The organism is Streptomyces inhibens, assembly GCF_022221585.1.
GTDB classification, from domain to species: Bacteria; Actinomycetota; Actinomycetes; order Streptomycetales; family Streptomycetaceae; genus Streptomyces; species Streptomyces inhibens.
On sequence record NZ_CP084681.1, the window covers coordinates 5,131,765 to 5,157,191 of the forward strand.

Annotated in this window: 25 protein-coding genes and 1 pseudogene; 12 read left to right on the forward strand and 14 right to left on the reverse strand. The window is 69.4% G+C overall.

The window, feature by feature from the left end:
• Nucleotides 1-3 precede the first annotated feature (3 nt).
• A complete protein-coding gene (locus tag KI385_RS23400; RefSeq protein WP_238574107.1) occupies nucleotides 4-951 on the reverse strand; it encodes an NmrA/HSCARG family protein in 948 nt (315 codons plus the stop codon).
• A gap of 93 nt (nucleotides 952-1,044) precedes the next feature.
• On the opposite strand from KI385_RS23400, the gene KI385_RS23405 reads away from it, so the two are divergent.
• The gene (locus KI385_RS23405; RefSeq protein WP_238574108.1) at nucleotides 1,045-1,791 is read left to right on the forward strand and encodes a TetR/AcrR family transcriptional regulator; all 747 of its coding nucleotides are present in this window, start codon (nucleotides 1,045-1,047) and stop codon (nucleotides 1,789-1,791) included.
• Between the two features lie 33 nt (nucleotides 1,792-1,824).
• On the opposite strand, the gene KI385_RS23410 is transcribed toward KI385_RS23405, so the two are convergent.
• Both KI385_RS23410 and KI385_RS23415 read right to left on the reverse strand, forming a co-directional pair.
• Nucleotides 1,825-2,277, reverse strand: coding sequence for a GNAT family N-acetyltransferase (locus KI385_RS23410; protein WP_238574109.1), 453 nt, complete (start codon nucleotides 2,275-2,277; stop codon nucleotides 1,825-1,827).
• A 98-nt stretch (nucleotides 2,278-2,375) separates the two neighbouring features.
• Complete coding sequence (locus tag KI385_RS23415) at nucleotides 2,376-2,909, reverse strand: MarR family winged helix-turn-helix transcriptional regulator (protein WP_238574110.1); 534 nt, start codon at nucleotides 2,907-2,909, stop codon at nucleotides 2,376-2,378.
• 132 nt (nucleotides 2,910-3,041) lie between these two features.
• Between KI385_RS23415 and KI385_RS23420 the strand changes: the two genes are divergently transcribed.
• Complete coding sequence (locus tag KI385_RS23420) at nucleotides 3,042-4,262, forward strand: MFS transporter (RefSeq protein ID WP_238574111.1); 1,221 nt, start codon at nucleotides 3,042-3,044, stop codon at nucleotides 4,260-4,262.
• A 129-nt stretch (nucleotides 4,263-4,391) separates the two neighbouring features.
• Nucleotides 4,392-4,835 (forward strand): GlcG/HbpS family heme-binding protein, encoded by a 444-nt coding sequence (locus KI385_RS23425; RefSeq protein ID WP_238577813.1) that lies wholly within the window; start codon nucleotides 4,392-4,394, stop codon nucleotides 4,833-4,835.
• A 57-nt stretch (nucleotides 4,836-4,892) separates the two neighbouring features.
• Here the strand turns inward: KI385_RS23425 and KI385_RS23430 are convergent.
• Nucleotides 4,893-5,411, reverse strand: a pseudogene (locus tag KI385_RS23430) (DUF2269 family protein); the annotation flags it as partial.
• A gap of 183 nt (nucleotides 5,412-5,594) precedes the next feature.
• On the opposite strand from KI385_RS23430, the gene KI385_RS23435 reads away from it, so the two are divergent.
• From KI385_RS23435 to KI385_RS23445, 3 genes are all read left to right on the forward strand, one after another.
• Complete coding sequence (locus KI385_RS23435; RefSeq protein WP_238574112.1) at nucleotides 5,595-6,230, forward strand: HAD family hydrolase; 636 nt, start codon at nucleotides 5,595-5,597, stop codon at nucleotides 6,228-6,230.
• A 449-nt stretch (nucleotides 6,231-6,679) separates the two neighbouring features.
• A complete protein-coding gene (locus tag KI385_RS23440; RefSeq protein ID WP_238574113.1) occupies nucleotides 6,680-8,521 on the forward strand; it encodes a globin domain-containing protein in 1,842 nt (613 codons plus the stop codon).
• A gap of 49 nt (nucleotides 8,522-8,570) precedes the next feature.
• The gene (locus KI385_RS23445; protein WP_238577814.1) at nucleotides 8,571-9,506 is read left to right on the forward strand and encodes a pyridoxamine 5'-phosphate oxidase family protein; all 936 of its coding nucleotides are present in this window, start codon (nucleotides 8,571-8,573) and stop codon (nucleotides 9,504-9,506) included.
• A gap of 43 nt (nucleotides 9,507-9,549) precedes the next feature.
• Here the strand turns inward: KI385_RS23445 and KI385_RS23450 are convergent, their stop codons facing one another.
• The 5 genes from KI385_RS23450 to KI385_RS23470 all read right to left on the reverse strand — a co-directional run bounded on the left by KI385_RS23450 (nucleotide 9,550) and on the right by KI385_RS23470 (nucleotide 13,338).
• Nucleotides 9,550-10,029 carry an NUDIX domain-containing protein gene (locus KI385_RS23450; protein ID WP_128508260.1) on the reverse strand — a complete coding sequence of 160 codons (480 nt, stop codon included), beginning with the start codon at nucleotides 10,027-10,029 and terminating at the stop codon, nucleotides 9,550-9,552.
• A 50-nt stretch (nucleotides 10,030-10,079) separates the two neighbouring features.
• Nucleotides 10,080-10,976 carry a LysR family transcriptional regulator gene (locus tag KI385_RS23455; RefSeq protein WP_238574114.1) on the reverse strand — a complete coding sequence of 299 codons (897 nt, stop codon included), beginning with the start codon at nucleotides 10,974-10,976 and terminating at the stop codon, nucleotides 10,080-10,082.
• 224 nt (nucleotides 10,977-11,200) lie between these two features.
• On the reverse strand, nucleotides 11,201-12,325 hold the full coding sequence (locus tag KI385_RS23460; RefSeq protein WP_238574115.1) for a cystathionine gamma-lyase: 1,125 nt from the start codon (nucleotides 12,323-12,325) through the stop codon (nucleotides 11,201-11,203).
• The gene (locus tag KI385_RS23465; RefSeq protein ID WP_238574116.1) at nucleotides 12,322-12,957 is read right to left on the reverse strand and encodes a low molecular weight protein-tyrosine-phosphatase; all 636 of its coding nucleotides are present in this window, start codon (nucleotides 12,955-12,957) and stop codon (nucleotides 12,322-12,324) included. The genes KI385_RS23460 and KI385_RS23465 overlap by 4 nt, the downstream gene beginning before the upstream one ends.
• 3 nt (nucleotides 12,958-12,960) lie before the next feature.
• Nucleotides 12,961-13,338 (reverse strand): phage holin family protein, encoded by a 378-nt coding sequence (locus tag KI385_RS23470; protein WP_006604375.1) that lies wholly within the window; start codon nucleotides 13,336-13,338, stop codon nucleotides 12,961-12,963.
• A gap of 48 nt (nucleotides 13,339-13,386) precedes the next feature.
• Here KI385_RS23470 and KI385_RS23475 point away from each other — a divergent pair, with 48 nt between their 5' ends.
• The 4 genes from KI385_RS23475 (at nucleotide 13,387) to KI385_RS23490 (ending at nucleotide 16,027) form a co-directional block, all read left to right on the forward strand.
• Entirely contained in the window at nucleotides 13,387-13,704 is a 318-nt protein-coding gene (locus KI385_RS23475) for a cupin domain-containing protein (protein ID WP_128508219.1), read from the forward strand.
• Nucleotides 13,705-13,958: 254 nt separating this feature from the next.
• On the forward strand, nucleotides 13,959-14,183 hold the full coding sequence (locus KI385_RS23480) for a DUF5326 family protein (protein ID WP_128508218.1): 225 nt from the start codon (nucleotides 13,959-13,961) through the stop codon (nucleotides 14,181-14,183).
• Between the two features lie 541 nt (nucleotides 14,184-14,724).
• A complete protein-coding gene (locus KI385_RS23485) occupies nucleotides 14,725-15,501 on the forward strand; it encodes an IclR family transcriptional regulator (protein WP_238574117.1) in 777 nt (258 codons plus the stop codon).
• 103 nt (nucleotides 15,502-15,604) lie between these two features.
• Complete coding sequence (locus KI385_RS23490) at nucleotides 15,605-16,027, forward strand: SsgA family sporulation/cell division regulator (protein WP_238574118.1); 423 nt, start codon at nucleotides 15,605-15,607, stop codon at nucleotides 16,025-16,027.
• 42 nt (nucleotides 16,028-16,069) lie between these two features.
• Here the strand turns inward: KI385_RS23490 and KI385_RS23495 are convergent, their stop codons facing one another.
• Nucleotides 16,070-17,551, reverse strand: a complete 1,482-nt coding sequence (locus KI385_RS23495; protein WP_238574119.1) for a YibE/F family protein — start codon at nucleotides 17,549-17,551, stop codon at nucleotides 16,070-16,072.
• Nucleotides 17,552-17,749: 198 nt separating this feature from the next.
• Here KI385_RS23495 and thiC point away from each other — a divergent pair, with 198 nt between their 5' ends.
• Entirely contained in the window at nucleotides 17,750-19,528 is a 1,779-nt protein-coding gene (gene thiC / locus KI385_RS23500) for a phosphomethylpyrimidine synthase ThiC (RefSeq protein ID WP_238574120.1), read from the forward strand.
• A gap of 200 nt (nucleotides 19,529-19,728) precedes the next feature.
• Here the strand turns inward: thiC and KI385_RS23505 are convergent, their stop codons facing one another.
• From KI385_RS23505 to KI385_RS23515, 3 genes are all read right to left on the reverse strand, one after another.
• Complete coding sequence (locus KI385_RS23505) at nucleotides 19,729-20,619, reverse strand: G protein-coupled receptor family protein (RefSeq protein ID WP_238574121.1); 891 nt, start codon at nucleotides 20,617-20,619, stop codon at nucleotides 19,729-19,731.
• A 224-nt stretch (nucleotides 20,620-20,843) separates the two neighbouring features.
• The gene (locus KI385_RS23510; protein ID WP_425356944.1) at nucleotides 20,844-21,959 is read right to left on the reverse strand and encodes a metallophosphoesterase; all 1,116 of its coding nucleotides are present in this window, start codon (nucleotides 21,957-21,959) and stop codon (nucleotides 20,844-20,846) included.
• A 283-nt stretch (nucleotides 21,960-22,242) separates the two neighbouring features.
• Nucleotides 22,243-23,343 carry a LacI family DNA-binding transcriptional regulator gene (locus KI385_RS23515; protein WP_238574122.1) on the reverse strand — a complete coding sequence of 367 codons (1,101 nt, stop codon included), beginning with the start codon at nucleotides 23,341-23,343 and terminating at the stop codon, nucleotides 22,243-22,245.
• A 404-nt stretch (nucleotides 23,344-23,747) separates the two neighbouring features.
• Here KI385_RS23515 and hisC point away from each other — a divergent pair, with 404 nt between their 5' ends.
• A complete protein-coding gene (hisC, locus tag KI385_RS23520; RefSeq protein WP_238574123.1) occupies nucleotides 23,748-24,827 on the forward strand; it encodes a histidinol-phosphate transaminase in 1,080 nt (359 codons plus the stop codon).
• Nucleotides 24,828-24,918: 91 nt separating this feature from the next.
• Here the strand turns inward: hisC and KI385_RS23525 are convergent, their stop codons facing one another.
• Nucleotides 24,919-25,287, reverse strand: a complete 369-nt coding sequence (locus KI385_RS23525) for a cyclophilin-like fold protein (RefSeq protein ID WP_238574124.1) — start codon at nucleotides 25,285-25,287, stop codon at nucleotides 24,919-24,921.
• Nucleotides 25,288-25,427: the final 140 nt, after the last annotated feature.

Below are 25,427 nucleotides of genomic sequence, written 5' to 3' on the forward strand. Positions count from 1 at the left end.
ACGTCAACCCGCGCTGGGCTGTTGTCCGTGACGCGATGCTGTTTCACGTGAAACGTCATTGAGCAGTTGCTCCAGCTGCCGCGCGCCCTCGCGCTCCAGCCAGGTGTCGAAGGACATCAGGCCGGGGTGGACGGCGCGCAGTGCGTTGATGTCCACGCCGTGGGACCGGCGGTCGTTGAGCCACTCATGGCCTTCGGCGGCGTCCGGGCTCAGCTCGCGCAGCGTCTCCATCGGCATCCGGACATAGGGGACCGTACGCCCGGTGGCGCGGCTCATGGCGTCGGCGATCTGCGGGGGAGTGAGGGCGTCGCCCGCCAGCTCCAAGGCCTGGGCTGCGAAGCGGTCCGGGCGGGCGAGGGCGAGCGCGGCCAGGGCGCCGATGTCGGACAGCGCAATGAGCTGTTGGGGCACGTCGGGCGCTATGGCCGTGGTGAGCGTGCCGTCCCGCAGGCCCCAGAGCGGGTGGACGTAGTTCTCCATGAAGGAGGTGGGGCGCAGCACGGTGGCCGAGATGCCGAGCCCACGGACGTGCTCCTCGATGACCCACTTGTTCTCCAAGATCCGTATGCCGGACCCGAGTTGGGCGCTGTTGGCGGAGGCGTAGACGAGGTGCCGTACGCCCGCGTCGGCGGCCGCGTCGGCGACATTGCGGCCGGCGGCGATCTCGTCCTGCCAGGAGTAGTCCGGTGGCGAGTCGGGGGCTCCGGAGGCAGGCTGGACGCTGAAGACGCCGTATACGCCGTCGATCGCGGGCTTCAGCGTGGCGGGGTCGGCCATGTCGACGGTCCGTACGTCTGCGCCGGCGGCGGCCAAGGCGCGGGCCTTGGGGCTCGTGGGATCGCGGGTGAGCGCCCGTACGGTCCAGCCGTCCGTCAGTAATCGGCTGGCCACCGCACCGCCTTGCTGACCCGTCGCGCCGGTCACCGCGACTGTCAGGCCGTTAACGATCATGCTGGAACCCTCCCGTAGAATCGGAATGAGCGACCCGTTTGAAATTACGGAGCGCCCGACCCGGATGTCAACCGTTTCTCAGGAGGCCCGGCGATGACGAATGGTGGAGTCACGCCTTCCCGTGCGGATGCCCGGCGCAACAGGGCGCTGGTGCTCCAGGCGGCTCGATCCGCCTTCGAGGAACAGGGGTTGGGGGTTCCGCTCGGGGAGATCGCGCGCCGTGCGGGGGTCGGGGCGGGGACGGTCTACCGCCATTTCCCTTCCAAGGAAGCCCTGTTCAGGGCGACCATCGTGGACCGCATCGAGCTTTTCACCGACACTGCAAGGGACTTGGCCCATGTCGAGGACCCCGGCGGCGTCTTCTTCCGCTTCCTGTCCTCCGTGGTACGGCTCGCGTCACGGAACAAGGCGTTGTGTGACGCCCTGGAGGCGGCCGGCACGGGACGTTTTGAGCCGTCACCGGGAGTCGGTCAGGACTTCGACGACGCCTTGGAGGTATTGCTCACCAGGGCTCAAGAGGCGGGCGCCGTACGGAAGGACGTCGGGATAGCGGACCTCAGGGCGCTGCTGGTGGGCTGTCTCTCCATGGAGCAGGCCAGGTCGGGAGCCGGTTCTCAGGACGGCATGCAGGGGCGGATGACAGCGCTGATGTGCGATGCGCTGCGTGCGGCACCATCCGTAACGAAACTCCCGTCCGAGGTGCGAAACCGTAACGAAACTCGGTGTGAAGTGTGCGGTGCGGCGATCGCGACGGCGCGTACGGGCCGTCCCGCGCGCTACTGCGGTGGTGCCTGCCGGCAGAAGGCGCACCGGTCGCGGGGGCGTGCGCGACAGGCCTGAGCGGGTCGCGCCGTGTCCCGACCGGCACAGCCATCAGAGCGTGAGCTTGAACCCCAGGTGGGAGGCCTCGAACCCGAGGCGCTCATAGAAGCGGTGCGCGTCGATCCGCGTCGCGTCCGAGGTGAGCTGCACCATCTGACAGCCGAGCGTGCGGGATTCCGTGACCGCCCACTCGATGAGCTGGGTGCCGAGGCCACTGCCGCGTTCGTCGCGGTGGATCCGTACGGCCTCGATGATCGAGCGGGTGGCGCCGCGCCGGGACAGGCCCGGGATGACCGTCAGCTGGAGGGTGCCGATCGTCCGCCCCTCGCGCACCGCGACGACCAGATGCTGTTGCGGATCGGCGGCCAGCACCTCGAAGGCGGCGTGGTACGGAGCCAGGTCGTCCGGCGACTCGCGGGCGGCGCCCAAGGGGTCGTCGGCGAGCATCGCGACGATGGCGGGCAGGTCGGCTTCGGTCGCGCGGCGTATCTCGATATCGCTCATGGGCGCGACCTTATGCCGTGTGATCGCGGGGGCGGCAGGTAGGCAGGCGGTCGAGCCGGCCCGCTCCTCCCCCGGCCTCCAGCGCTACTCCGCCGGCACTACTCCGACGGCGCCAGCGTCTCGACGGCGGTGACCAGCGGCGCCAGCTCGGGGCGCTGCGCGGCGTCCTGGAGGGCTTCGTGCAGCGCGCCGTCGTGGGTGGGCCGGGCCTCCACCAGGAGTGCGAGGCCGTCGGGCGTCACGTTGGTGTAGATGCCGCGCCGGTCGTCGGGGCACAGATAGCGCGAGAGCAGCCCGCGCTCCTCGAGCCGGGTGACCAGGCGGGTGGTGGCGCTCTGGCTGAGGACGACGGAGTCCGCGACCTGGTGCATCCGCAGATGGCCGCCCGGTCCGTCGTGCTGCTCGCTGAGCACGTTGAGGACCGAGAATTCGCGGACGCTGAGGTCGTGCCCGGCCTGCAGCGCGCGCTCTATGTGCGACTCGATACGGCTGTGCAGGGCGGAGAGCGCGCACCAGCCCTGCGCGAGTCCGGGAGCGGGTGCCGGCGGGCAGCCAGGTGCGGCGGCTGCGGCCGCCTGTGCGGCCTCTGCCTGCTCCGGCGTTTCCTGCTTCTGCCGCGTCTGCTGCGTCATCGAAGACCTCCTCATGGGGCGCACGAACCAGGATAGGCCACGTTCGAAATATCCCGCGCTTGCATTTAACCCGCGCCTGCAATTATTGTGAACGCTCGTAAAGGACGGACGCAATCAGTGAAGGGATCCGTCATGCCTCTCGCACTCCTGGCGCTTGCCATCGGTGCCTTTGGGATCGGAACGACCGAGTTCGCGGTCATGGGCCTGCTGCCCGACATGGCGGCAGGCTTCGGTGTCTCCATCCCGCTCGCCGGATACGCGACCACCGTCTATGCCCTGGGTGTGGTCGTCGGCGCGCCGCTGATGACCGCGCTCGGTACGCGCTTCACGCGTAAGCAGATGCTGATGCTGCTGATGGGCCTGTTCATCGTGGGCAATCTGCTCACGGCCACCGCACCCAACTTCGGGATCATGCTGGCCGGACGGATCGTCTCCGCCTTCACGCACGGCGCGTTCTTCGGCATCGGCGCTCTCGTGGCCGCCGACCTGGTCGCGCCGCAGAAGCGCGCCACCGCCATCTCCCTGATGTTCAGCGGTCTGACCATCGCCAACGTCGTGGGCGTACCGGCCGGCACCATGCTCAGCCAGCAGTTCGACTGGCGCACCACCTTCTACGCCATCACCGCGCTCGGCGTGATCGGCCTGCTGGGCATCGTCAAGCTGGTCCCGGCGCAGCAGGAGAAGGCGGCCTCCCCTATAGGCAGCGAAATCGCGGTCTTCCGCAATCCGCAGGTCGGCCTCGCGATGCTGATGACGATCCTGGGATTCGGCGGTGTCTTCGCGGCCGTCACCTACCTTGCCTCGATGATGACCGAGGTCACCGGCTTTGCACCGTCGTCCGTTGTCTGGCTGACGGCCGTCTTCGGCCTCGGCATGGTCGGCGGAAACCTGGTCTCCGGCCGCTTCACCGACCGCGCCATGATGCCGATGCTGTACATCTCGATGACCGGTCTGGCGCTCTCGCTTGCAGCGTTCAACTTCACCGCGCACAACAAGATCGCCGCGATCATCACCATCGCGCTGATCGGCATCTTCGGCTTCGCCACCGTGCCGCCGCTGCAGAAGCGGGTGATGGACCAGGCGGCCTCGGCGCCCACCCTCGCCTCGGCGGGCAATATCGCGGCCTTCAACTTCGGCAATGCGCTGGCTGCTTGGCTCGGCGGGATCGTCATCTCGGCCGGCCTCGGCTTCACCGCGCCCAACTGGGTCGGTGCGCTGATGACCGCCGCGGCGCTCGGGGTGGCGATATTCGCCTCCGCCCTCGAGCGGCGTCAGACGGGCCGTGGCCAGGCCGTGGCCGCGGGCGGACCCACCGCGGTCGCCCAGGAGCCCGTACCGGCGGCGCAGGGCTGACGGTTCCCGTCGTCGCCCGTACGAGGACCGGGAGCGACTGCCGCACTCCCGCACCCCTCACATCAGCAGCAGTACAAGCACCACCAGTACAAGCACCACCAGTGCCACTACACCCCCAAGGAACCCCACATGAGCAGCACCACCCCGGTCCCCACCCCCACCGTCCGCCCCCTCACCACCCGTGATGCCGACAGCCTCATCGAGGCCGCCGCCCGGGCCGCCGAAGGCCTCGGAGTGCGGGGCAGTGTCACCGTTCTGGATGCGGGCGGTCATCTGCTGGGGTTCCGGCGGGACGACGCGGCCGTGCTGATCTCCGGTGAGACCAGCACCCGCAAGGCGTACACCGCGCTGCAGTTGGACGCGCCGACCGCCGACCTCGTCGACCTCGTCCGGCCCGATGGGCTTTTCCACTCGCTGCCCACCGCGCTGGACCGGCCGCTGCTCTTCATCGCGGGCGGTGTGCCGCTCCACCGGGACGGTCGGCTGATCGGCGCGATCGGCTTCGGTGGCGGCGCCCCCGAGCAGGACCACCGGATCGCCACGGCGGCGATAGCGGAGGCCGACCTCGTCTGACGACGGCCCCGCCATCCGCTGGCGGACGCCCGCGCCCTCCTTGCCACTCCGGCGTGCTCGTTTCGCGCGGGCCTCGGCCGACTGTGCCTCGCGCAGTCGGCTGCCGCGCTTGGTCAGCCCCCAGGGCTTGAGGACGGAGATCGCGGTGAGGAAGAGGTAGGTGGCCGTGGCGACAGCGGGGGCGACGACGAGATTGATGTCGGGGGTCGGGGTGCCCGCGGCGGCCTCGGCAGCGAGGCGGTTGATGCCCGGGCGGAGTGAGAAGACGGACAGCAGCACGGTCAGGAGCGTCAGCCAGAACTTGAGGTAGACCCAGCGGTGTCTGGCCAGCCCCCATGCGGTGCCCAGCGACAGGACCAGGCCGCTGACCAGTGTGAGCAGCGCGATGGGGATGACCAGCCAGTCGCCGAAGATCTTCATCGCCCGGTAGGCGACGGCCGCCATCTCGGGGGAGCCGGTCGTGTAGCCGGTGACGCTGAGTGTGAGCAGCCCGAGTGTGAGGCCGAGCCAGCTGACGGATACGGCGACATGGAGGACGAGGAGGGCCCGGCGGGCGGGGCGGCTGAGCTGCTGCATACGGTCCACGGTGGCGTCCGGCACCCCGCGGTACATCTGCCGGCGGGAGTATCCGCACATACGCGAGCTTGAGTACGTCCGTGGAGCACGTGCCTGGATCCCGCCCCTGGAAGACCTCCCGGGAACACATCCCTCCCGATTCCGCCCGCGCTTCCCGGTGGGCACGCCCTAAGCTCCGGGGCCATGAGCAAGCTGCATCTGTTCGACATGGACGGGACCCTGCTCTACGGGTCCGCGGCCGCCATCGAGATCTCCCGGCAACTCGGGCTGGACCAGGAGATCGCCGAGCTGGAGCGGGGGTTTGCGGCGGGCGAGCTGACGCCGGTGCGGTTCGCGCAGCTGGCGTGCGATCTGTGGGCCGCCGAGCTGACCGAACTTCAGCTGGCAGCGGCCTTCGACAGCGCGCCATGGCTGGCCGGGATCCAGGAGGTCTGGGCGGATATCCGTGCGCGTGGCGAACGGTGCGCGGTCATTTCGCTCTCGCCCAGCTTCTTCGTCGAGCGGCTGCTGGCGTGGGGCGCCGATGCGGCGCACGGTTCGCGCTGGCCCGCGGTGCCGATCCGGCAGCAGGTGGAGCCGGCCGGCATCCTCTCGCCGGCGGCGAAGGTACGGATCGCGGACGAACTCTGTATGACGTACGGGCTGACCAGGGCCGACTGCGTGGCATACGGAGACTCGATGTCGGACACCGAACTGTTCGCGGTGCTTCCGCAGTCCGTTGCCATGAATGCGGATCACCATGTCAGTGACCTGGCCTCATATGCCTACGTGGGGCGTGATCTGCGCGAGGCATACGAACTGGTGCGTACTGGCCGGTAATTCCGAGCTTTCTGCTAGGGAATCGTCCGCAGTATGCCCTGAAAATGCGGTCTGTGGGGAGGACCACTGTTATCGGAGGGGCCGCGCGGAGTGTTCCAAGATCAGGGCTTGTGGTTTCAACTACTGCCGGTATGGTCGAGTCCGGCTTGGCGGTGGTGAGGGCGCCCGCGGGTCGCGAAGGACGAGCAAAGCTCGTCAGCCTAGCGGCGAAGCGGCACGTGACACCCGGACTTCCGACTATTTGTCCGTTGTGATGAGCGGAGTGGCATGCTGCTGACGCGGCATCTGCTCCGCATTGTCGCAAGGAAGTGAGATTTGTCCGCTTTGGGGGATGTTGCCGGGATCGCTTGAGTCGATTAAGAATTCCGGGGCAGGGCGGGGGAATTCCGGGCAGTTCCGATCCACGGAAGTGCGAAGACAACCGAAAGACGTTCGAGGCGAGGCAGACCATGGACGCTCCGACCACCACGTCGGCCGATAACGGCTCTTCTGGCGGCAGCAGTGGCGATTGGGGTTGGTTCACTCCGCCGGCGAAGAAGTCCCCCGCAGAAGAGCAGGGGCGACAAAACGTCCAGGACCGTCCGGACCAGAGCGGCCGGACCGAGCCGAACGACCGGAGCGAACGCAACGACCGCGGTGAACGCGACGGCCGGAACGAGTGGAACGAACGGGATGTACGGAACGACCGGGAACAGATACCCAGCCGGCCGGTCAATCCGATCCGGCCGGTAGGCACCGCCGCCGAGCGCGAGCGCGAGACGGAGCCGCCGCAGGTTCCTCAGCCGCGCAGCGAGACGAACCGTCAGCCCGTCGCGCCCGCTTACGCCGAGCAGTCCGCCGCGGCCTACGGGTACGCCGCCCCCTCTTCCTCGTACGCACAGCCTCCGCGCCGCGAGGCCGAGCCCGCCCGGGATCGTGAGCCGGCCCGCCGGCCCGCCTGGGAGCGTGAGCCCTCCCGAGGTCGCGAGCCCGAGCCCGTACACGAGTCCGCACGTGCCACGGGAGCCCCCGCCGCCACACCCCCCACGGAGCCGGCCGCCCAGAACGCGGCCCCCGCCCCCTCCGTCTTCGCCCCCAGGCAACAGCCGGCCGCGCCCGCCCCGGAGCCCTCCCTCGACGATCTGGTAGCGGCCTCCTCCGCAACACCCGCCTCCCCCGACGCGATTCTCATCCGTCGCACCATGGCCGAAATCGAGCCCGCCGCCGACAAGGTCACCTCGTACTTCTACGCGCTGCTCTTCGTCCAGCACCCCGATCTGCGGGCGCTGTTCCCCGCCTCGATGGACACCCAGCGCGACCGGCTCTTCAAGGCCCTGCTCACCGCCGCCCAGCACGTCGACGACGCCGAGGTGCTCACCGCCTACCTCGCGAACCTCGGCCGCGGCCATCGCAAATACGGCACCCTCCCCGACCACTACCCCGCGGTCGGCGAATGCCTGCTCAGCGCGCTCGCGCGCTACGCCACGTCCAGCTGGGGCCCGGAGACCGAGGCCGCCTGGGTACGCGCGTACACCGCGATCTCGCAGATCATGATCGACGCGGCTGCCGAGAACGAGGCGGTCGCCCCCGCCTGGTGGCAGGCCGAGGTCGTCTCGCACGAGCTGCGTACGCCCGATATCGCGGTGGTGACGGTCCGTCCCGACCAGCCCTACCCATTCCTCGCCGGGCAGTACACCAGCGTGGAAACGCCCTGGTGGCCGCGGGTTTGGCGGCACTACTCCTTCGCCTCGGCGCCGCGCTCCGACGGCCTGCTCTCGTTCCACGTCAAGGCGGTTCCGGCGGGCTGGGTCTCCAACGCCATGGTCCACCGCGCCCGCCCCGGTGACGTCATTCGGCTCGGCGCGCCGGGCGGCTCGATGACCGTCGACCACTCCACCCGCAACGGCCTGCTGTGCGTCGGCGGCGGCACCGGCATCGCACCCATCAAGGCCCTGGTCGAGGATGTCGCGGAGCACGGCATCCGGCGCCCCGTCGAGGTCTTCTACGGCGCCCGCAGCGACTATGACCTCTACGACCTCGACACCATGCTGCGCCTGGAACAGGCCTATCCCTGGCTCTCCGTCCGCCCGGTCGTCGCCAACGGACCCGCGGTACGCGGTGGGACGAGCAGCGAAACCGGCCAACTCCCGGATGCCGTCCGCCAATACGGCCCCTTCCGGGAGTACGACGCCTATCTTTCCGGCCCGCCCGGGTTGATCCGCAGCGGCGTGGACGCTTTGGTGGGGGTCGGCATCCCGACCGACCGCATACGGCACGACTCCATCGAAGAGCTGGTCTCGGCAGGAGATTGAGGTCTTGGCAGCACAGGGCGAGTACGGCCTGACAGGGGAGGGGTGGGGCATGCGGCGGCAGGAGCGCCCCGGGAGCGACGGTGAGCACTTGGTGCAGCAGAGACTCGGCACGACCGAGCGCGCCGACCGTTTCTACGGGGACCAGGTGCTGGACCATCTCAACGCCCGTATGCAGGAGTTCGTGGCACGTCAGGAGATGTTCTTCCTTGCCACGGCCGACCGGCACGGCGAATGCGATTCGACGTTCCGGGCCGGTCCGCCCGGGTTCGTCCGGGTGCTCGACGCCCGGACGCTGGCGTACCCGGAATACCGTGGCAACGGTGTCATGGCGTCCATCGGCAATATCTCGGAGAACCCGCGCCTGGGCATCCTGATGATCGACTTCACTCGTGACCGCATCGGCCTGCACGTCAACGGCCGGGCGCGGGTCGTCATGGACGAGGAGATGCGGGCGAACCACGCCGGTCTGCCGGTCGACCCGGTTCCCGGCCGGCGTGCCCAGCTGTGGGTCACGGTCGAGGTCGAAGAGGCGTACATCCACTGTGCCAAGCACATTCCGCATCTCCAGAAGGTCCCGGCACAGCAGCGCGGGGCGCGGGCTTGGGGTACGGACGATTTCAAGCGCAAGGGCGGCGACTTCTTCGGTGCGGCCGCCGAGGCGGGCGAGCGGCTGCCGTTCCAGCGCACGGAGCGCAAGAACGAGCACCTTCGCGGTGGACTGCACGAGGACGCGGACGAGGCGGCGTACCGAGGCGTGACCGCGGCCTACGGGAGCGCACCGGCGTACGGCTCGACGCCCCCGGAGCCGAGGGTCGCTCCGGCGTACGGCGCCGAGCCCTGTGTCTCCGGCCGGGAAGACTTCGTGGAGGAGCTGAACGCGGAGTTCCTCGACCGGGTCGAGCGGGTGCTGGCGCGCGCCCAGCCGCGCCGGCCCGCGGAGGACGAGCCCGAATTCCGCGGCTGGTTCGACCGGCGCGACGTCTGACGCGGTGCCCGCCGCGGTGGCGGGACCGCGCCCGGCCGCCGGCTCAGCCCAGGTCGGGGGCGTGCATCGCCCGCACGCCTTCGATGTTGCCGTCCAGGTAGTGCCGCAGCGACAGCGGTACGACCTCGACGGAGGCGATGCCGACGCGGGTGAAGGGCACCCGCACGATCTCGTAGTCCCCGCAGGGCTCCTCGACCTCGGGGCCGTGCCGGCGCGAGGGGTCCATGGAATCGAGGCGGCACACGAAGAAGTGCTGCACCTTCACACCGTCCACCCCACCGTCGCTGAAGTGCTCGACGGTGTCGACGAAGACGGGCACCACGTCCTTGACCTTGGCGCCCAGCTCTTCGTCCAGCTCACGGTGGAGGGCCTCGATGACGGTGGCGTCCTCGGGCTCGACCCCGCCGCCGGGGGTGATCCAGTACGGGGCCCGGCCCGGCTTGGTGCGCTTGATCAGAACGAGATCCGCGCCGTCGAGCAGGATCGCGCGGGCGGTGCGTTTGACGACTGGCCGTACGGTCATAGTCGACAGATGCCGCAGTGACGGCCCGGTGAAACCCATGCGCCCCTTGGTCACCAGTCGACCGCGGACCGCAGCAGCCACTCATGCGCCCGTGCGATGTGCGGCAGACCGAGTGTCCCGGTCCGTACGGAGAGGAAATAGGTGCGCAGCGGGGGCACCTGCGGGTCGAGCAGGGCGACGACCTCGCCGCCGGCCAGCGCACCGGCGCACAGATAGCGGGGCAGTACGGCGAGCCCCGCACCGGCGGTGACGCAGGACAGCACCGCCCGCAGGTCGGCGGCGATGACAGCGGCGGAGGCCGCGGGCTTGGCGTCGAAGACCGCGGACCAGTAGCGGGTGATCAGCGGCAGGCTTTCATGGACCTCGATGAACGGGACGGGGTCCAGTACGTGGACGCCGCCGGCCTGGAGAACCGCTGGGCCGCCCAACTGGGCCGCCCAGCGCGGCGCGGCGATCAGTACATGCTCCTCGTCGCACAACGGGGTCGCTGTGAGCAGGCCGCCGCGCGGCCGGGTGGTGGTGACGGTCAGATCGTGATGGCCGGCGGCCAGGCCGGTCAGCAGCTCCTCCGCGGGGCCGAAGGCCGTGCGTATGGACAGGCCCTGGGCGATGAGCGGGGTCAGTGCGGGGAGCGCGCGCTCGGCGATGAACTCCGGTGGCCCGGCGAGATGGAGGGTGCGGGTGACGGATTCCCGGTCCAGACCGGCTTCGGTGATCTCGGTGAGGGCGTCCAGGTGCGGTGCCACTTTGTGGGCGAGTTCGTCGCCGATGGTGGTGGGGGTGACGCCACGGGCGTAGCGGAGGAAGAGCGGGCGGCCCAACTGCCGTTCCAGCGCCCGGATCTGGCTGGTCACCGCGGGCTGGGAGAGGCCGAGTAACGCTGCGGCGCGGGTGAAGGAGCCGGCTCGGTGCACCGTGACGAAGGTGCGCAGCAGAGCCAGATCCATCGCGTACCTCCTGCGTCCTTCGGAAGCCTGGTCGCGGGCCAACTATAAATTTGTCGATAGGGATGTGTCGCTAGCGTGATTGGACACTGACGCTCAGTCAACTAGCCTTGTTCGAGCGGTTCGTTTCACGTGAAACATTCGGTTTCACGTGGAACATGTGGACCCGGGCCACGAGGAACCGCGGCCGGCAGGGTGACGAGGGGGGATACCCTGCCGGCCAGTTCTCATTCCGCAGCGGTGTCGAGTGCCCGGATGACGTCCGCGACCAGATCCTCCGGCTCCTCGACGCCGACCGAGAAGCGGATGAAGCCCTCCGGCACATCGTCGCCGCCCCAGCGGCCGCGCCGCTCGGCGCTGGACCGTACGCCACCAAAGCTCGTCGCATCGTCCACCAAGGTCAGCGCGGCCAGGAAACGCTCCGCGTGTGCCTTGTCCGGGAGCACGAACGACACCACGGAGCCGAAGCGGCCGGGCCGCATCTGCCGGGTGGCGAGCTCGTGGGACGGGTCGGACGGCAGCCCGGGGTGGCGCAGACCGGTGACGTCGGGGCGTTCGGCCAGTGCCTCGGCCAGCGCCAGTGCGCCGGCCGACTGCTGGCGGACGCGTAGCGCGAGGGTGGCGAGCGAACGATGCGCGAGCCAGCTCTCCATGGGGCCGGGGATCGCGCCCACGGTCTTACGCCACAGCCGTACGGAATCGGCCAGCGCGGCATCGCGGGTGCTGGCATACCCCAGGAGAACGTCGCCGTGGCCGGTCAGCGCCTTGGTGCCGCTGGCGACCGAGAAGTCCGCACCGAGGTCGAGCGGACGCTGGCCGAGCGGGGTGGCGAGGGTGTTGTCGACGCCGACCAGGGCGCCGCGACGGTGCGCCGCGTCGGCCAGCCGCCGGATGTCACAGACGTCGAGCCCGGGGTTGGAGGGGGTTTCGATCCACAGCAGCCGGGCGCCGTCCAGCACCTCGAGCTGTGCGTCCTGTGCGGTCGGCGCGGTACGCACCTCGATGCCATAGCTCTCCAGACGGGTGCGGACCGCCGGCAGCAGCTGGTAGCCATCGCTGGGCAGCACGACCGCGTCGCCGGCGCGCAGTTGGGAGAAGAGGACGGCGGTGATCGCCGCCATCCCGGAGGCGAAGGCAACGGTATGTGCCGGTTCGTCCGGCGATTCGAGCTCGCCGATGGCCTGTTCCAGACGGGTCCAGGTGGGGTTGGCGTCGCGGCCGTACGTGTACGGGCCGACGGCGTCGCCGGGGAGGTGGAAGTGGGCCGCGAACACCGGCCCGGGGAGGGCCGGCTCATAGGCTTCGGGCTCCGGGAGCCCGGCTCGTACGACGCGGGTGCCGTCGCCCGTCATGCGCTCTCCTCCTCCGGCGGGTGGTGCGGGGCCTGTTCCGGGTGCCGGTCGTCGTGCCCGGCCGCGCGAGCCGTGAGCGCGGTGTGGACCTCTGCCAGCAGGCCGTCGCTCGCCGTCTCGATCATCTCCAGGCACTCCTCGAAGCCCGCCAGACCGCCGAAGTACGGATCGGGTACGTCGAGGTCCGGGGCGGGGTCGGGGGTGCGGCCGGGGGTGCGGCCGGGCACCGTGCCCGAACCGCCGTCCAGCGCTTCGCCTGCCGCGCCCGCTGCGCCCGTCGCGTACGAGCGCAGCAGGCGGACTTTGGCGGCGTCCTGTGCGGTGGGGGCCAGTCTGCGCAGCTCGTGCAGATGGCCGGAGTCGAGTGCGATGACCAGGTCGAGGTGGCTGAACCAGGAAGCCTGGAACTGCCGGGCGGTGTGGGCATGTTCGTAGCCGCCCGCGCGCAGCACGGCGACCGTGCGCGGGTCGGCTCCGTCGCCCTCGTTCCAACCGCCGGTGCCCGCACTGTCGACCTCGACCAGGCCGTCGAGCCCGTCCTCCGCGAGGCGGGCGCGGAAGACGGACTCCGCCATCGGCGACCGGCAGATGTTGCCGGTGCAGACGAAGCAGATGCGGTAAGGGGCGGTCAACGGTCAGTCCTCGTCGGGAAGGATCACGTGCATCGCCCAGGCGACGATGGAGATGATCACGCCGCCGAGCAGTGCCGTCCAGAAGCCGCCCACATGGAAGGCGAGGTCGGCCTTGCCGGCGAGCCAGGATGTCAGGAGCAGCATCAGCGCGTTCACGACCAGCGTGATCAGGCCGAGCGTGAGGATGAACAAGGGGAAGGACAGCAGCTTCACCACGGGCTTGACGATGAAGTTGACCAACCCGAAGATCAGCGCGACGAGGATCAGCGTGAGTATCTTGCGACCGGTGTTCTCACCGGTCAGCGTGATGTCCTTGAGCAGCCAGATGGCCACGGCAAGCGCCGCGGCGTTGGCGATCGTCTTGACCAGAAAATGCTTCATGGTGAGATCGTCGCAGACAAGTCTGAATCATCGAGGGGTGCGAACAGCATGAAAGCTTTCAGACTGGATGAGCTGGAAGCGGAGCGAGCGGCGAACGACGGTGCTTATCTGCAGTTTCTCCGGGAACGCAATATGTCGGTCGGGCTCTACGCGCTGGACGCCGGCAGCATCGATCCGCAGCAGCCGCACGCCCAGGACGAGGTGTATCTCGTGGTTAGCGGCCGGGCGGCGATCACGGTCGGGGTGGAGACACAGTCGGTGGCGCGCGGCAGCGTGGTCTATGTGCCGGCCGGGGTGCCCCATAAGTTCCACCACATCAGCGAGGATCTCCGGGTGATGGTGGTCTTCTCTCCTCCTGAGAGCTAAGGGTTGGCCCCCGTGACCCGTAGGGGAAGGGTCAGGGGAGGGCCGGGGCTGCGAGGCTCCCACGGCCGTGCTCCGCGCCCTAGCATCGTTGGTGAGGGGACAGCCGGAGGCGGCGCGGTAGCAGCAGCGCGGCATGCGGACGGTGCCCTCGGCGCGAGACAGCGCACCAGACAGACGGCGCGGTAGACACAGACGGCGCGGCAGACAGATAGCGCGGTACAGACAGCGCGACAGACAGAAAGCAGGGCAGAGCAGTGGCTGGTAAGGGGATATTCGCAGGGCTTCCGTGGTGGGTCACCTGGGTCGTGGCGCCGGTCATCCTGATCGTGGTCTTCGGCGGACTGCTCGCCACCGCGCTCGGCTTCCTGATCAACGTGCTGTTCAAGGTCCTCATAGCGGCGGCCCTGATCGCCGGAGTCATCTACCTCGTCCGTAGGTTCAGCGGCTCGTCGTCGTCCTCGTCGAAGGGCGATTGGTAAGCCGGACATCCACCCGGCTATCTCGTCGGCTCGACAGCGCACCTCCGACACCAGGCGTCTGGCACCACATGGCCAACGCAGCCCGACTGACACCACCGACGTCACCGAGCCCACCACTCACATCACCCACACCACCCACCAGCGGTGCTCGACCGGCATCACTCACCGGCACCACTCACCGGCATCACTCACCGGTGCCGGCGGCCGGCACCGCCCCATCGGCACCGCCCGAGCGCGTCCGATGACGGCTCAGGCCCGTCCGCAGACGGCCCAGCCTCGTCCGATGTCGGCCCGGCCTCGCCCGCTCATGCCACCAGTCCACCAGGTGAGTTAACTCCCCCGGCTTTCGGCCTACTGCCCCGATCGGCCGAGTTAGAGTGCGGACCGCAGGCGTCTTCCGGACGGTGACGTTCCGGAAATACCGAGTAAGGCGAGGTCGAGCGGACGGCATCGCGGGGGCCTGGGAGACGCGCGCGGGCGCGGGAGTGGATCCCGCGCCCGGGGCCCCGTGCCCCATGGCGAGCGGACCTGGGGGTCGACGTTGGCAACTGTGAACGGTGAATCCGCGTCTCACCCCACCTTGATCGGATCGGTGCAGCGGGCGCTGCGGCTACTGGAAGCGGTGGGCGCGCATCCCGACGGCGCACCCGCCAAGCAGCTCGCCAGGGAGACCGGACTCCCGCTGCCGACGACGTACCACTTGTTGCGGACCCTGACCCACGAGGGCTATCTGCACCGCGAGAACGGCGTCTTCGTCTTCGGTGAGGCGGCCGAGGTCATCGGCCGGGCCGGGTCCAGGCGCCGGCAGCGGGCCTATATCTCCGAAGCTCTGGCCGTGGCGGGCCGGGAGCTGGGCGCCGCCGTCTACTTCGCCGTCTACCGCGAGGGTGAGGTGGAGGTGGTGGCGGTTACCGACGACCCGGAGCGGCCGCCGGTGGAGGAGTGGGTCGACTTCCGTACGACCGCACACGCCCATGCGATCGGGCAGTGTCTGCTCGCGCAGTTGGACGAGGCAGCGAGAAAGGAGCATCTGGCGCGCTATCCCGTGCAGTCGATAACGCCCTTTTCTGTGCGATCTGAGGACGATTTGCTGCATCGTTTGGATACGGTGCGTCGCGATCACGTCGCTTATGAGCGCCAGGAATATGCCTTGGGCACGGTGTGTGCGGCCATTCCCATCCAAGTCGGGGCGGCTGCCGCGACGTTGGCGGTTTCCCTGCCCACGGACGAACTGCATCGATTGCGGTCCGTTACGGATCGACTACGGAAAATGGCGGAGGCGGCACTAACGACACTCGCCTTCTCTATCAGTATCTGAAAACTCACTCCTTGTGATCTGCCTGCACGTGGCAGACGATGGCGTCGATAAGGCTACGGGGGATGTTCCCGGCCATCTCCGATCAAGTGCGGGGCAGTGGTTGATGACCGACACAGTTCAGGCAGAAGTGATCATGAGCTTCGTCGTCTCGGAGGAGCTCGCGTTCCGGATCCCGGTGGATCTGGACTTCGACAGCGCCGATCCGTACGCCGTCCGCCTCACCTTTGATCTCCCTGGCGATGCGCCTGTGACCTGGGCGTTCGGCCGTGAGCTGCTGTTGGACGGGCTGAGCCGGCCGTCGGGTGAGGGCGATGTGCGTATCGAGCCGGGCTCGTCCGCGAACCTCAGCGATGTCTTCATCAGCCTCCAAGTCGGCGCCGAGCGCGCCCTGTTCCGGGTGAGCGCCGCGCCGCTGGTCGCCTTCCTGGACCGTACGGACCGGCTCGTACCGCTCGGCAAGGAAGAGGTCTGCGAGACCCTGGAGGCCGTGTTGGACCGGATCCTCACAGAGGCGCCCGCGGGCTGAGCCCGCCCCGGAGCCCGCCCGCCCCGCCCCGCCCCGGACCCCTCACCGCTTACGCCGCCTCCCGTGCCCCCCGCGCCGACCGGACCGGCCCCCGGCCTGCCCCGTCGGTGCACCCGCCACCGGGCCTCCCCCGGAGCCTGCCCCGAACCCTTCGCCTGCCTCGACGTACGGCGCAGCTCCCGCTCCGCCGGGCGCCCCCGAGGTGCCCTGCCACTTGCGGTCCGCCGAGACGACCAAGGCCGCCAGCAAGGTCGTCAGCGGTACCGAGGCGACCAGGCCGATGCTGCCCACCAGGGTGCGGACGATCTCCTCCGCGACCACCTCGCTCGTGGCGACCGTACCGACGCTGTTCTGTGCGATCGAGAACAGCAAAAGCAGCGGCAGTGCGGCGCCCGCGTAAGCCAGGACGAGGGTGTTGACGACGGAGGCGATGTGATCCCGGCCGATCCGCATCGCCGCGCCGTACAGCTTGCGCCAGCCGGCCGACGGATCCGCGTCCTTCAGCTCCCAGATGGCGGCGGTCTGCGTCACCGTCACATCGTCGAGCACACCCAGTGACCCGATGATGATGCCCGCCAGCAGCAGACCGTGGATCTCGATCTCCGGGTACAGACCGTGCACCAGCCCGGTCGTGTCGTCCGTATTGCCGGTCAGTAGCGCCCAGTTGATGAACACCGATCCGAGCAGCGCGATCAGCAGCAGCGACGCGAGGGTGCCGAGCACCGCCACCGATGTGCGGGCCGTCAGCCCATGGCACATGTACAGCGCGATCAGCATGATCGCGCTGCCTCCGACCACCGCCACCAGCAGCGGATTGGAGCCCTGCAGGATCGCCGGGAGGATGAACAGCGTCAGGACGAGGAAGCTGGCCGCCAGTGCCACCAGTGCGAGCACTCCGCGCAGTCGGCCCACGATCACGACCGCGAAGGCAAAGATCGCGGCCAGTACCCACATCGGGAGCGACCGGTCGACATCGGTGACCGAGTACTGCAGATCCTTCGGCGCCTTGGGGGAGTAGGCGACCACCACGCCCTGCCCGGTGGTGTAGCGGCGCAGGGCGTCCGGCGTCACCACCGTCTGGAAGGTGCGCCCGGCGTTCTCCCCCGTGGTCACCTTGATCGTCGCCTGTTGGCAGGGCTTTCCCTTGGCCGCTCCCCCGGCCGGTGGCTGCCCCGTCGGCGATGGTGGCTGGGGCTGCTGCTCGGCATGCACATCCGCGCAGTTCACCTCCACCACCTTGATCACTCGGGCCTGCTCCGTGGGCTGGTCGAAGCCGACGCCGGACGGTTCGTGGGACGGCGCGCCGCCTGGCCAGAGCACGATCAGACCGACCGTCACGGCGACCGCGAACGGGATCAGCACCGCCGCGATGACCTTGCGCAGATGCCGCGAAACGGGCGCGGCGGGCGCGTGGCCATGCGCGTGCGAGTGCCCGGCGGGCGGATGTCCGTGCCCGTGCGAGTGCGCGGCGGAATGGTGGTGGGACTCGTTGGGGCTCACCGCCCGATCATCGCAAGAACTCATGGGGCCCCCTGTTCACCGCGCCACGTCGGCCGCTACCGTGGTGGCACCTTTGCAATCGCGGGAGCTCGGAGCACCGGGCTGAGAGGACGCTGACCTCCGCGGGATGTCCGGCAGATGCCGGTACGTCACCCACGGAAGCCGCTGCGTCGACCGCCGAACCTGTTACCGGGTAATGCCGGCGTAGGGAGTTGGGTCTACATGACTCTGCAGGATGCACGCACGCCTGAAAACAGTGCCGGCCCCGGCGGTGAGCCGCAGATCGGCTGGCACAAGGGCTATGTCTCCGGATCGCGTCCGGACCTCAGGGTCCCGGTCCGGCGGGTGCACCTCACCAACGGCAAGGACGTGACGCTCTACGACACGTCAGGTCCGTACACCGACCCCAACATCGAAACCGATGTCCGCCGTGGCCTCGCGCCGCTGCGGGAGAACTGGATCATCGGCCGGGGCGACACCGAGGAGTACGCGGGCCGCCCCATGCGCCCCGAGGACGACGGCCTCAAGCACACCTCGCCGCGCGGCGGCCTCAAGAACCTCGACGCGGTCTTCCCGGGCCGCCCCCGCCAGCCGCGCCGCGGCCGTGATGGCGCCGCGGTCACCCAGCTCGCATACGCCCGGCGCGGCGAGATCACCGCGGAGATGGAGTACGTCGCCGTCCGCGAGAACGTCACGCCCGAGTTCGTGCGCGACGAGATCGCGGCCGGCCGCGCGGTGCTGCCGTCCAACATCAACCACCCGGAGATCGAGCCGATGATCATCGGCAAGAACTTCCTGGTGAAGGTGAACGCGAACATCGGTAACTCGGCGGTCACCTCCTCCATCGAGGAGGAGGTGGAGAAGATGACCTGGGCGACCCGTTGGGGCGCCGACACGGTCATGGACCTGTCCACCGGTCGCAACATCCACACCACCCGCGAGTGGGTGCTGCGCAACTCCCCCGTCCCCATCGGCACCGTCCCGCTCTACCAGGCGCTGGAGAAGGTCGACGGCAAGGCCGAGGAGCTGACCTGGGAGATCTACAAGGACACCGTCATCGAGCAGGCCGAACAGGGCGTCGACTACATGACGGTGCACGCCGGCGTGCTGCTCCGCTATGTCCCGCTCACGGCCCGCCGCAAGACCGGCATCGTCTCCCGCGGCGGCTCGATCATGGCCGCCTGGTGCCTGGCGCACCATCAGGAGTCGTTCCTCTACACGCACTTCGAGGAGCTCTGCGAGATCCTCGCCTCCTACGACGTCACCTACTCGCTCGGTGACGGCTTGCGCCCCGGCTCCATCGCGGACGCCAACGACGAGGCGCAGTTCGCGGAGCTGCGGACGCTCGGCGAGCTGAACACCATCGCCAAGCGGCACGGCGTACAGACCATGATCGAGGGCCCGGGACATGTCCCGATGCACAAGATCAAGGAGAACATCGACCTCCAGCAGGAGATCTGCGAAGAGGCCCCGTTCTACACGCTCGGCCCGCTGACCACCGACATCGCGCCCGCCTACGACCACATCACCTCCGGTATCGGCGCGGCGATGATCGCCTGGTGGGGCACCGCGATGCTCTGTTACGTCACGCCCAAGGAGCACCTGGGCCTGCCGGACCGCGACGACGTCAAGACCGGCGTCATCACGTACAAGATCGCGGCCCATGCGGCGGACCTGGCCAAGGGCCACCCGGGCGCCCAGGATTGGGACGACGCGCTCTCCGACGCCCGCTTCGAGTTCCGCTGGGAGGACCAGTTCAACCTGGCCCTCGACCCGGACACGGCACGCGCCTTCCACGACGAGACGCTGCCCGCCGAGCCGGCGAAGACGGCGCACTTCTGCTCGATGTGCGGCCCGAAGTTCTGCTCGATGAAGATCAGTCAGGACATCCGGCGCGAGCACGGTGGTGACCTGGCGATCGACGCCGAGGCCGGCATGGCCGAGAAGTCGAAGGAGTTCGCCGCGGCGGGCAACCGCGTCTATCTGCCGATCGCGGACTGACCCGGCCAGGACCTCCCCGACGGGCGTGACGCCCGGCACCGGCCCGAAGTCACCGGCACGCGCCGCGACTTCGGGCCGCCCGGTGGCCTGGTACCAGGACGACCCCTCCTGGGACCGCCGCAACGCCCCTAGAGCGCGTCCGCCCCTGATCCCTCACCACGTCCCCAGGGCCCGTCCGCCCCTGCCCCCTCACAACGCTGCTAATCCGGCTGATGATCCGGCCCGCCGTAATCCGGGCTGGTGAAGTCCGGGCTGGAGTAGCGCGGGCGGGACCCCGAGGAGCCGCTGTCGGGGCTGGTGAACTCGGGGCGGGTGTAGCCGAGGGTGGGGATGCGGCTCTCGGGAGCCTTGGTGCGGCGGGGGACATAGCGCACGGGGTCGTCGTCGGGAGTCGCCGACGGATCGCTGAGCGCCTCGCGGAGAAAGGGCAGCAGGCCGCGCTCCAGGAGGGCGCGCCGCCAGGCCTCGTGGGCGTTGTCCAGTGCCTCGCCCAGTTCGTCGGCTCTGGTGCTCTGGCCGGAGGAGCTGTTGCGCAGCGCCGTGACGACCAGGCCGCACATCGCGACGAGGGCGCCGGCGGCGGTCAGCGCCGCGAAGATCCAGCCGACGCTGATCAGCGGCTGCGCCAGGGACTTGTCGGGGCTTATGGTGCGCAGCACATAGCCGATGAGGAGGAAGAGGACGGCGGCGATACCCGCGAGGACCGGGGCGAGCACGGTGATCATGGCGGCCAGTCCGGCACCGGTGGTTTCGGCCTCGCCCATGACCGCTGCGGTGGCCAGTCCCAGTCCCTCGCCGGCGGTCCCGTCCTGCTCTCCGCCGCCCGCGCCGGCAGCGGGCGACGTGGGCGCCGGCGCGCGCAGCTCGGCACGGAGCTGGACATAGCGTTGGTATTCGGCCGTGGCGCAGGCGGCGATGGCGGTGGTCGCGCTGAGCGCCATCGTGCGCAACTGCTCGGTATTGAGGTGCTTTCCCGCGGCGGCGGTGAGGTCGTCCGGGCGGTATTCGGCGGTACGCAGCGCCTCATCAAGGATCCGCGCAAATTCCGCGCGGTCCTCGTTCAGCAGGTGCGGAGCGCTGTTCATGTGCATCCCCCGATGCTCCGTAGGGCCGTACGGCCGGCGTTGGCCGGGCAGTGGGCGGAAACGGAGGAGAGCCTGCTACGGATAGACCGATGGTAGAGCGACTCCGGCGCGGGGTGACAGAGAGTTTGCGGAAATTGAGTAATGGCACGACCGGATTTCGCCCGTGCCGCCCCCGATTCGGCCCCTGACCGGCCACGCGCCGGCCAGACGTACACCTGCCCCGAGAACGCTCAGCCAGTCAGCGGAAGTTGAACGACCAGCAACTTTCCGGCCATCGTGATGCCGCCGTCCATGGCGATGGCCAGACCGTCGGCGTAGACATGCGGGCCGTCGACCGCGATGCCGTCGTTCTCGCTGTCCTCCGTGCCGACCTCGCCCAGCAGATACGGGATCGGGCTGTGGCCGTGGACGACGCGGTCGCCGCCGTAGGCGTCCAGGAGTTCGCGTACGGCCTGTGAACCGGACTCGTCGCGGAAGGCGAAGCGCTTGGTGAACTTGCGGAACAGGTCCCAGACTTCGTCGGCGTCGCTGCGGGTGAGCACGTCGTGGACGGTGTCGTTGACGGCCTCGATGGAGTCGCCGTATTCGAGGTAGGCGGTGGTGTCGGAGTGCACGAGCAGATGCCCGTCCTCCTCCATCACGGCGTCCAGCCGGGCCATCCACTGGAGGTGGTGGTCCTCCAGGCGGTCCATATCGGTCTTCTGACCGCCGTTCAGAAGCCAGGCGGCCTGGAACGAGGCGGTGCCGGCGCCGGACTGCACGGGAGTGTCACCGAACCGCTTGGCGCCCAGCAGTAGCAGTTCGTGATTGCCCATCAGGGCCTTGCAGTAGCCGCCGGCCGCCGCGGCCTCGGCGGAGAGCTGCATGACCAGGTCGATCACGCCGATGCCGTCCGGGCCGCGGTCGGTGAAGTCGCCGAGGAACCAGAGCCGGGCGTTGCCGGCCGCCCAGTTGCCGTCGGCGTCGATCAGGCCCTCGGCGGCCAGCGCCTCGCGCAGCTCGTCGTAGTAGCCGTGCACATCGCCGACGACGTACAGCGGACCCATGCCCTCGGGCGCGTCGGGGTCGTGGGCCGGTTCGGGCACCGGGACGACGGCCGGGCGGTCGATGAGCGTGGCCGTACGGCCCGGGTCGATGACCGGGAGGTCGCGCGCGGTCGGGGTGTAGTCCTCGGGCAGCTCGGCCGGAGGGGCGGCGGGCGGCACCACGGGGGGTGCGGCAGGAGGCGCGGCCGGGGGCCCGGCGGGCAGATGGAGCGGGGGACCGGCCGGCGGCATGGGGGACCCGGCGGACGCACCGGACGGCGCTCCGGGTGGCGGAACAGACGCCGGAGCTTGTCCTGCCATGGTCCACACCATGGGTCCCTGACTGGCCCCCTGAGTCATCGACCCCTCCACCGTCGCGCCGCCGTGCACCTCTCGGACCTTTGCCTGGTCGACGGCGGTCCGCGGTGTCGTGCGCCCATCATAGGAATGCCGATCGCGGGTTGTGACGCACCCGGGGGTGGTCAATCCACTGGAGCCTGGCATTCACGGATGATTTATCCCGGGATCGCCCTGTTTTTTCCTGGCCGATGGGGGGCGCCCGACGTGAGCCGGTACGCCCGGTCGTCCCTGTGTGGGAGCACGCTCAGTCGCAGGTGGGTCCTCGTGGCGGGCTGATAGTGGTTCTCGGGGAGCGTCGCTGGGACGAGGTCCGGACGATCAGGTCGGTCGGTATCACCTGTTCGACGGGCCGGCCGTTGTCGAGCCCCTCGATGGCGTCGATGAGGATCTGGACGACGGCGGTGCCGATGCGGCGCGGCTTGAGGGACAGGGTGGTGATGGGCGGCTCGGTGGTGGCGTACACGGTGGACTCGCTGCAGCAGACCAGCAGCAGGTCCTCCGGCACCCGCAAGCCGTAGCGCCGGGCGGCGGCGAGCAGGTCGGTGCCGTTGGGGTCGAAGAGTCCGTAGACGGCGTCCGGCCGGTCCGGGCGGGCCAGCAGCCGGTCGGCCGCGACGGCGCCCGCGCACGGGTCGTGCGCCGGGTAGGACTCGTAGACCGGGTCCTGGCCGACCCGCTCGCACCAGCGCAGATAGGCGGTGGTCGACAGCCGGGTGTAGGTGTCGGTGGTGGTGCCCGTGAGCAGGCCGATGCGGCGGGCGCCGGCGTCGGCGAGATGGTCGAGCAGGCCGAGGACGGCGGCTTCGTGATCGTTGTCGACCCAGCCGGTGACGGGCAGCGCGCCGCCGGGCCGGCCGTCGGAGACGACGGGGATGCCGTGCCGGACGAGCTCGGTGACGACGGGATCGCCGTCGGCGGGGTCGATGACCACCGTGCCGTCCAGGGCGACGTTGGACCACACGTCGTGGCGGGAGGTCGCGGGGAGGATGACCAGCGCATAGCCGCGGGCCAGCGCCGCGGAGGTGGCGGCTCTGGCCATCTCGGCGAAGTACGCGAATTCGGTGAAGGTGAAAGGTTCATCCCCGTACGTGGTCACCGTCAGGCCGAGGAGCCCTGACTTGCCGGTACGGAGCGTGCGGGCGGCTGCGGACGGGCGGTAGCCCAGCCGGTCGGCCACCTCGCGGACGTGGCTACGGGTGGCATCCGGAAGCCGGCCCTTGCCGTTGAGCGCGTCGGAGACAGTCGTGATCGACACACCGGCTGCGGCGGCCACGTCCCGGATGCCCGCCCGCCCCAACCGGCGACCGGTCGACCGGCTCACCTGGTGCTTCCCTGCTGCTGTCATGGCGAGCCGATAGTAGGGCTCGGTAGGGCCATTCGCGGGGCTCCGCTGACGGCTGTGGAAAGGCACGTTTCTGCATGGTGATTGGGTGTCAATTCCCTTGGAAATAAAGGAAGTTGGCGTAAATGTTGATCATTCAGTGGCAGATCTGGCGGCTTTGCCTGTAGATCGGTTCAGGTATCGAAGCGGTCTCAAGTCACCTTGACGGGGGATGCGCGCCACGGCGTGAGCTACCGGCGCGCGGATTATCGGGCGGCGCGCCCCGGAGGCTTCGCGCGGGGTCGTCCGAGTGGCCGCGGCCAGGTGCGCCCGTGACACCGATGCCGGTCGGGACTGCCGCCGAACGGGTCAATCCTCATAAGGTGTGCAGTATTGGAGACGAGTGGGACGGTCGAGGAGGACCTGCGGTGAGCGAGAAGACCCCGAAGCTACGTGCTGCGCTGGACGGCATCCCCACCTACAAGCCTGGCCGGCCGGCGGCGAGCGATGGCCCCGTCGCATTCAAGCTGTCCTCCAATGAGAACCCCTATCCGCCGCTGCCGGGCGTCCTGGAGAGCGCGGTGACCGCCGCCGGTTCCTTCAACCGCTACCCGGACATGGCCTGCACCGGCCTGATGGCGGAGCTGTCCGAGCGGTTCTCGGTGCCGGTGGAGCATCTGGCGACGGGGACCGGATCGGTGGGTGTGGCCCAGCAGCTGATCCAGTCGACGGCCGGGCCCGGCGATGAAGTGATCTACGCCTGGCGGTCGTTCGAGGCGTACCCGATCATCACCCAGGTTTCCGGCGCCACCTCGGTGCAGGTCCCGCTGACCTCCGGTGACGTGCACGACCTGGACGCGATGCTCGCCGCGGTCACCGACCGTACCCGGTTGATCTTTGTCTGCAACCCCAACAACCCCACCGGCACCGTCGTACGCCGTGCGGAGCTGGAGTCCTTCCTGGACCGGGTGCCGAGCGATGTGCTGGTGGTGCTGGACGAGGCGTACCGCGAGTTCATCCGCGATCCCGAGGTGCCGGACGGTATCGACCTCTACCGTGACCGCCCCAATGTGTGCGTGCTGCGCACCTTCTCCAAGGCGTACGGCCTGGCGGGGCTGCGGGTCGGCTTTGCGGTGGCGCATGAGCCGGTGGCCGCCGCGCTGCGCAAGACGGCGGTGCCCTTCGGCGTGAGCCAGCTCGCTCAGGAGGCGGCGGTGGCCTCGCTGCGCAGCGAGGCGGCGCTGCTGGAGCGGGTCGATGCGCTGGTGGCCGAGCGCGCGCGGGTGGTCGAGGGGCTGCTCGGGCAGGGCTGGACGGTCCCCGAGTCGCAGGCCAACTTCGTCTGGCTGCGGCTGGGGGACCGTACGACCGACTTCGCGGCGGCTTGTGAGCGGGCCGGGGTGGTCGTGCGGCCGTTCGCCGGCGAGGGTGTGCGGGTGACGATCGGCGAGAGCCAGGCGATGGATCTGTTCCTGCAGGCCGCGGAGGAGTTTCGCAAGGCGTTGTAAGCCGTTGTAAGGCGGCCGCTGTCGGGTGGCTGCTGCAAGTCAGCCTTTGTAAGGCGTTGCATCGAGGCCGTGGGTCCGCTGACCCGCGGCCTCAGGCTTTCTGTACGTGGATCGGGTCGCCGCTGCGGACGGTGGCCAGCGCGCGAGGGTCGCCGTCGATGCGGCCCAGGACGTTGCAGGGAGAGGCGAGGCGGGACTCCTCGCCGCGGGATATCGGTGTCGGGCCGTAGGGCAGGGCCAGTGCGTTGCCCTCGGTCCAGAAGGCGACCGTGCCGGGCTCGACGACCTGGCGGGCGCCGGCCTCCAGTGCGGGCGTGAGCCCGGTGTCGAAGTAGACCTCTTCGCCCCAGGTGTGGGCGGTGGAGCCGACCGGGAGTGCGGCGAGGAGCGCCGTGGCGGTCGGAGTGTCGTCGAGGGTCGCGGTCAATTGCCCGGCGGGCCAGGAGATGCGGATCTTCATGGCGACGAATTCAACAATATGTTGAAGCTCGCTGGAAGGGGTTGCGCACCGTGGATTCGGGCGTGACCGCGGTCACGTACCCCCCACACCCAAGGTTGTGAGGCTGTAGGAGATAATGCTTGTGAATGTGAACGCGTTCA

What these genes read in the sequence shown, in the direction of transcription:
- KI385_RS23420 (WP_238574111.1), top strand. Translation starts at nt 3,042, where the DNA reads ATGCCTCTCGCACTCCTGGCGCTTGCCATCGGTGCCTTTGGGATCGGA.
- KI385_RS23515 (WP_238574122.1), bottom strand. Translation starts at nt 23,343, where the DNA reads ATGACAGCAGCAGGGAAGCACCAGGTGAGCCGGTCGACCGGTCGCCGG.
- KI385_RS23470 (WP_006604375.1), bottom strand. Translation starts at nt 13,338, where the DNA reads ATGAAGCATTTTCTGGTCAAGACGATCGCCAACGCCGCGGCGCTTGCC.
- KI385_RS23440 (WP_238574113.1), top strand. Translation starts at nt 6,680, where the DNA reads ATGGACGCTCCGACCACCACGTCGGCCGATAACGGCTCTTCTGGCGGC.
- KI385_RS23510 (WP_425356944.1), bottom strand. Translation starts at nt 21,959, where the DNA reads ATGGCAGGACAAGCTCCGGCGTCTGTTCCGCCACCCGGAGCGCCGTCC.
- KI385_RS23505 (WP_238574121.1), bottom strand. Translation starts at nt 20,619, where the DNA reads ATGCACATGAACAGCGCTCCGCACCTGCTGAACGAGGACCGCGCGGAA.
- KI385_RS23425 (WP_238577813.1), top strand. Translation starts at nt 4,392, where the DNA reads ATGAGCAGCACCACCCCGGTCCCCACCCCCACCGTCCGCCCCCTCACC.
- KI385_RS23435 (WP_238574112.1), top strand. Translation starts at nt 5,595, where the DNA reads ATGAGCAAGCTGCATCTGTTCGACATGGACGGGACCCTGCTCTACGGG.
- KI385_RS23405 (WP_238574108.1), top strand. Translation starts at nt 1,045, where the DNA reads ATGACGAATGGTGGAGTCACGCCTTCCCGTGCGGATGCCCGGCGCAAC.
- KI385_RS23495 (WP_238574119.1), bottom strand. Translation starts at nt 17,551, where the DNA reads ATGAGTTCTTGCGATGATCGGGCGGTGAGCCCCAACGAGTCCCACCAC.
- KI385_RS23445 (WP_238577814.1), top strand. Translation starts at nt 8,571, where the DNA reads ATGCGGCGGCAGGAGCGCCCCGGGAGCGACGGTGAGCACTTGGTGCAG.
- thiC (WP_238574120.1), top strand. Translation starts at nt 17,750, where the DNA reads ATGACTCTGCAGGATGCACGCACGCCTGAAAACAGTGCCGGCCCCGGC.
- KI385_RS23450 (WP_128508260.1), bottom strand. Translation starts at nt 10,029, where the DNA reads ATGACCGTACGGCCAGTCGTCAAACGCACCGCCCGCGCGATCCTGCTC.
- KI385_RS23415 (WP_238574110.1), bottom strand. Translation starts at nt 2,909, where the DNA reads ATGACGCAGCAGACGCGGCAGAAGCAGGAAACGCCGGAGCAGGCAGAG.
- KI385_RS23460 (WP_238574115.1), bottom strand. Translation starts at nt 12,325, where the DNA reads ATGACGGGCGACGGCACCCGCGTCGTACGAGCCGGGCTCCCGGAGCCC.
- KI385_RS23525 (WP_238574124.1), bottom strand. Translation starts at nt 25,287, where the DNA reads ATGAAGATCCGCATCTCCTGGCCCGCCGGGCAATTGACCGCGACCCTC.
- KI385_RS23475 (WP_128508219.1), top strand. Translation starts at nt 13,387, where the DNA reads ATGAAAGCTTTCAGACTGGATGAGCTGGAAGCGGAGCGAGCGGCGAAC.
- KI385_RS23490 (WP_238574118.1), top strand. Translation starts at nt 15,605, where the DNA reads ATGACCGACACAGTTCAGGCAGAAGTGATCATGAGCTTCGTCGTCTCG.
- KI385_RS23455 (WP_238574114.1), bottom strand. Translation starts at nt 10,976, where the DNA reads ATGGATCTGGCTCTGCTGCGCACCTTCGTCACGGTGCACCGAGCCGGC.
- KI385_RS23400 (WP_238574107.1), bottom strand. Translation starts at nt 951, where the DNA reads ATGATCGTTAACGGCCTGACAGTCGCGGTGACCGGCGCGACGGGTCAG.
- KI385_RS23410 (WP_238574109.1), bottom strand. Translation starts at nt 2,277, where the DNA reads ATGAGCGATATCGAGATACGCCGCGCGACCGAAGCCGACCTGCCCGCC.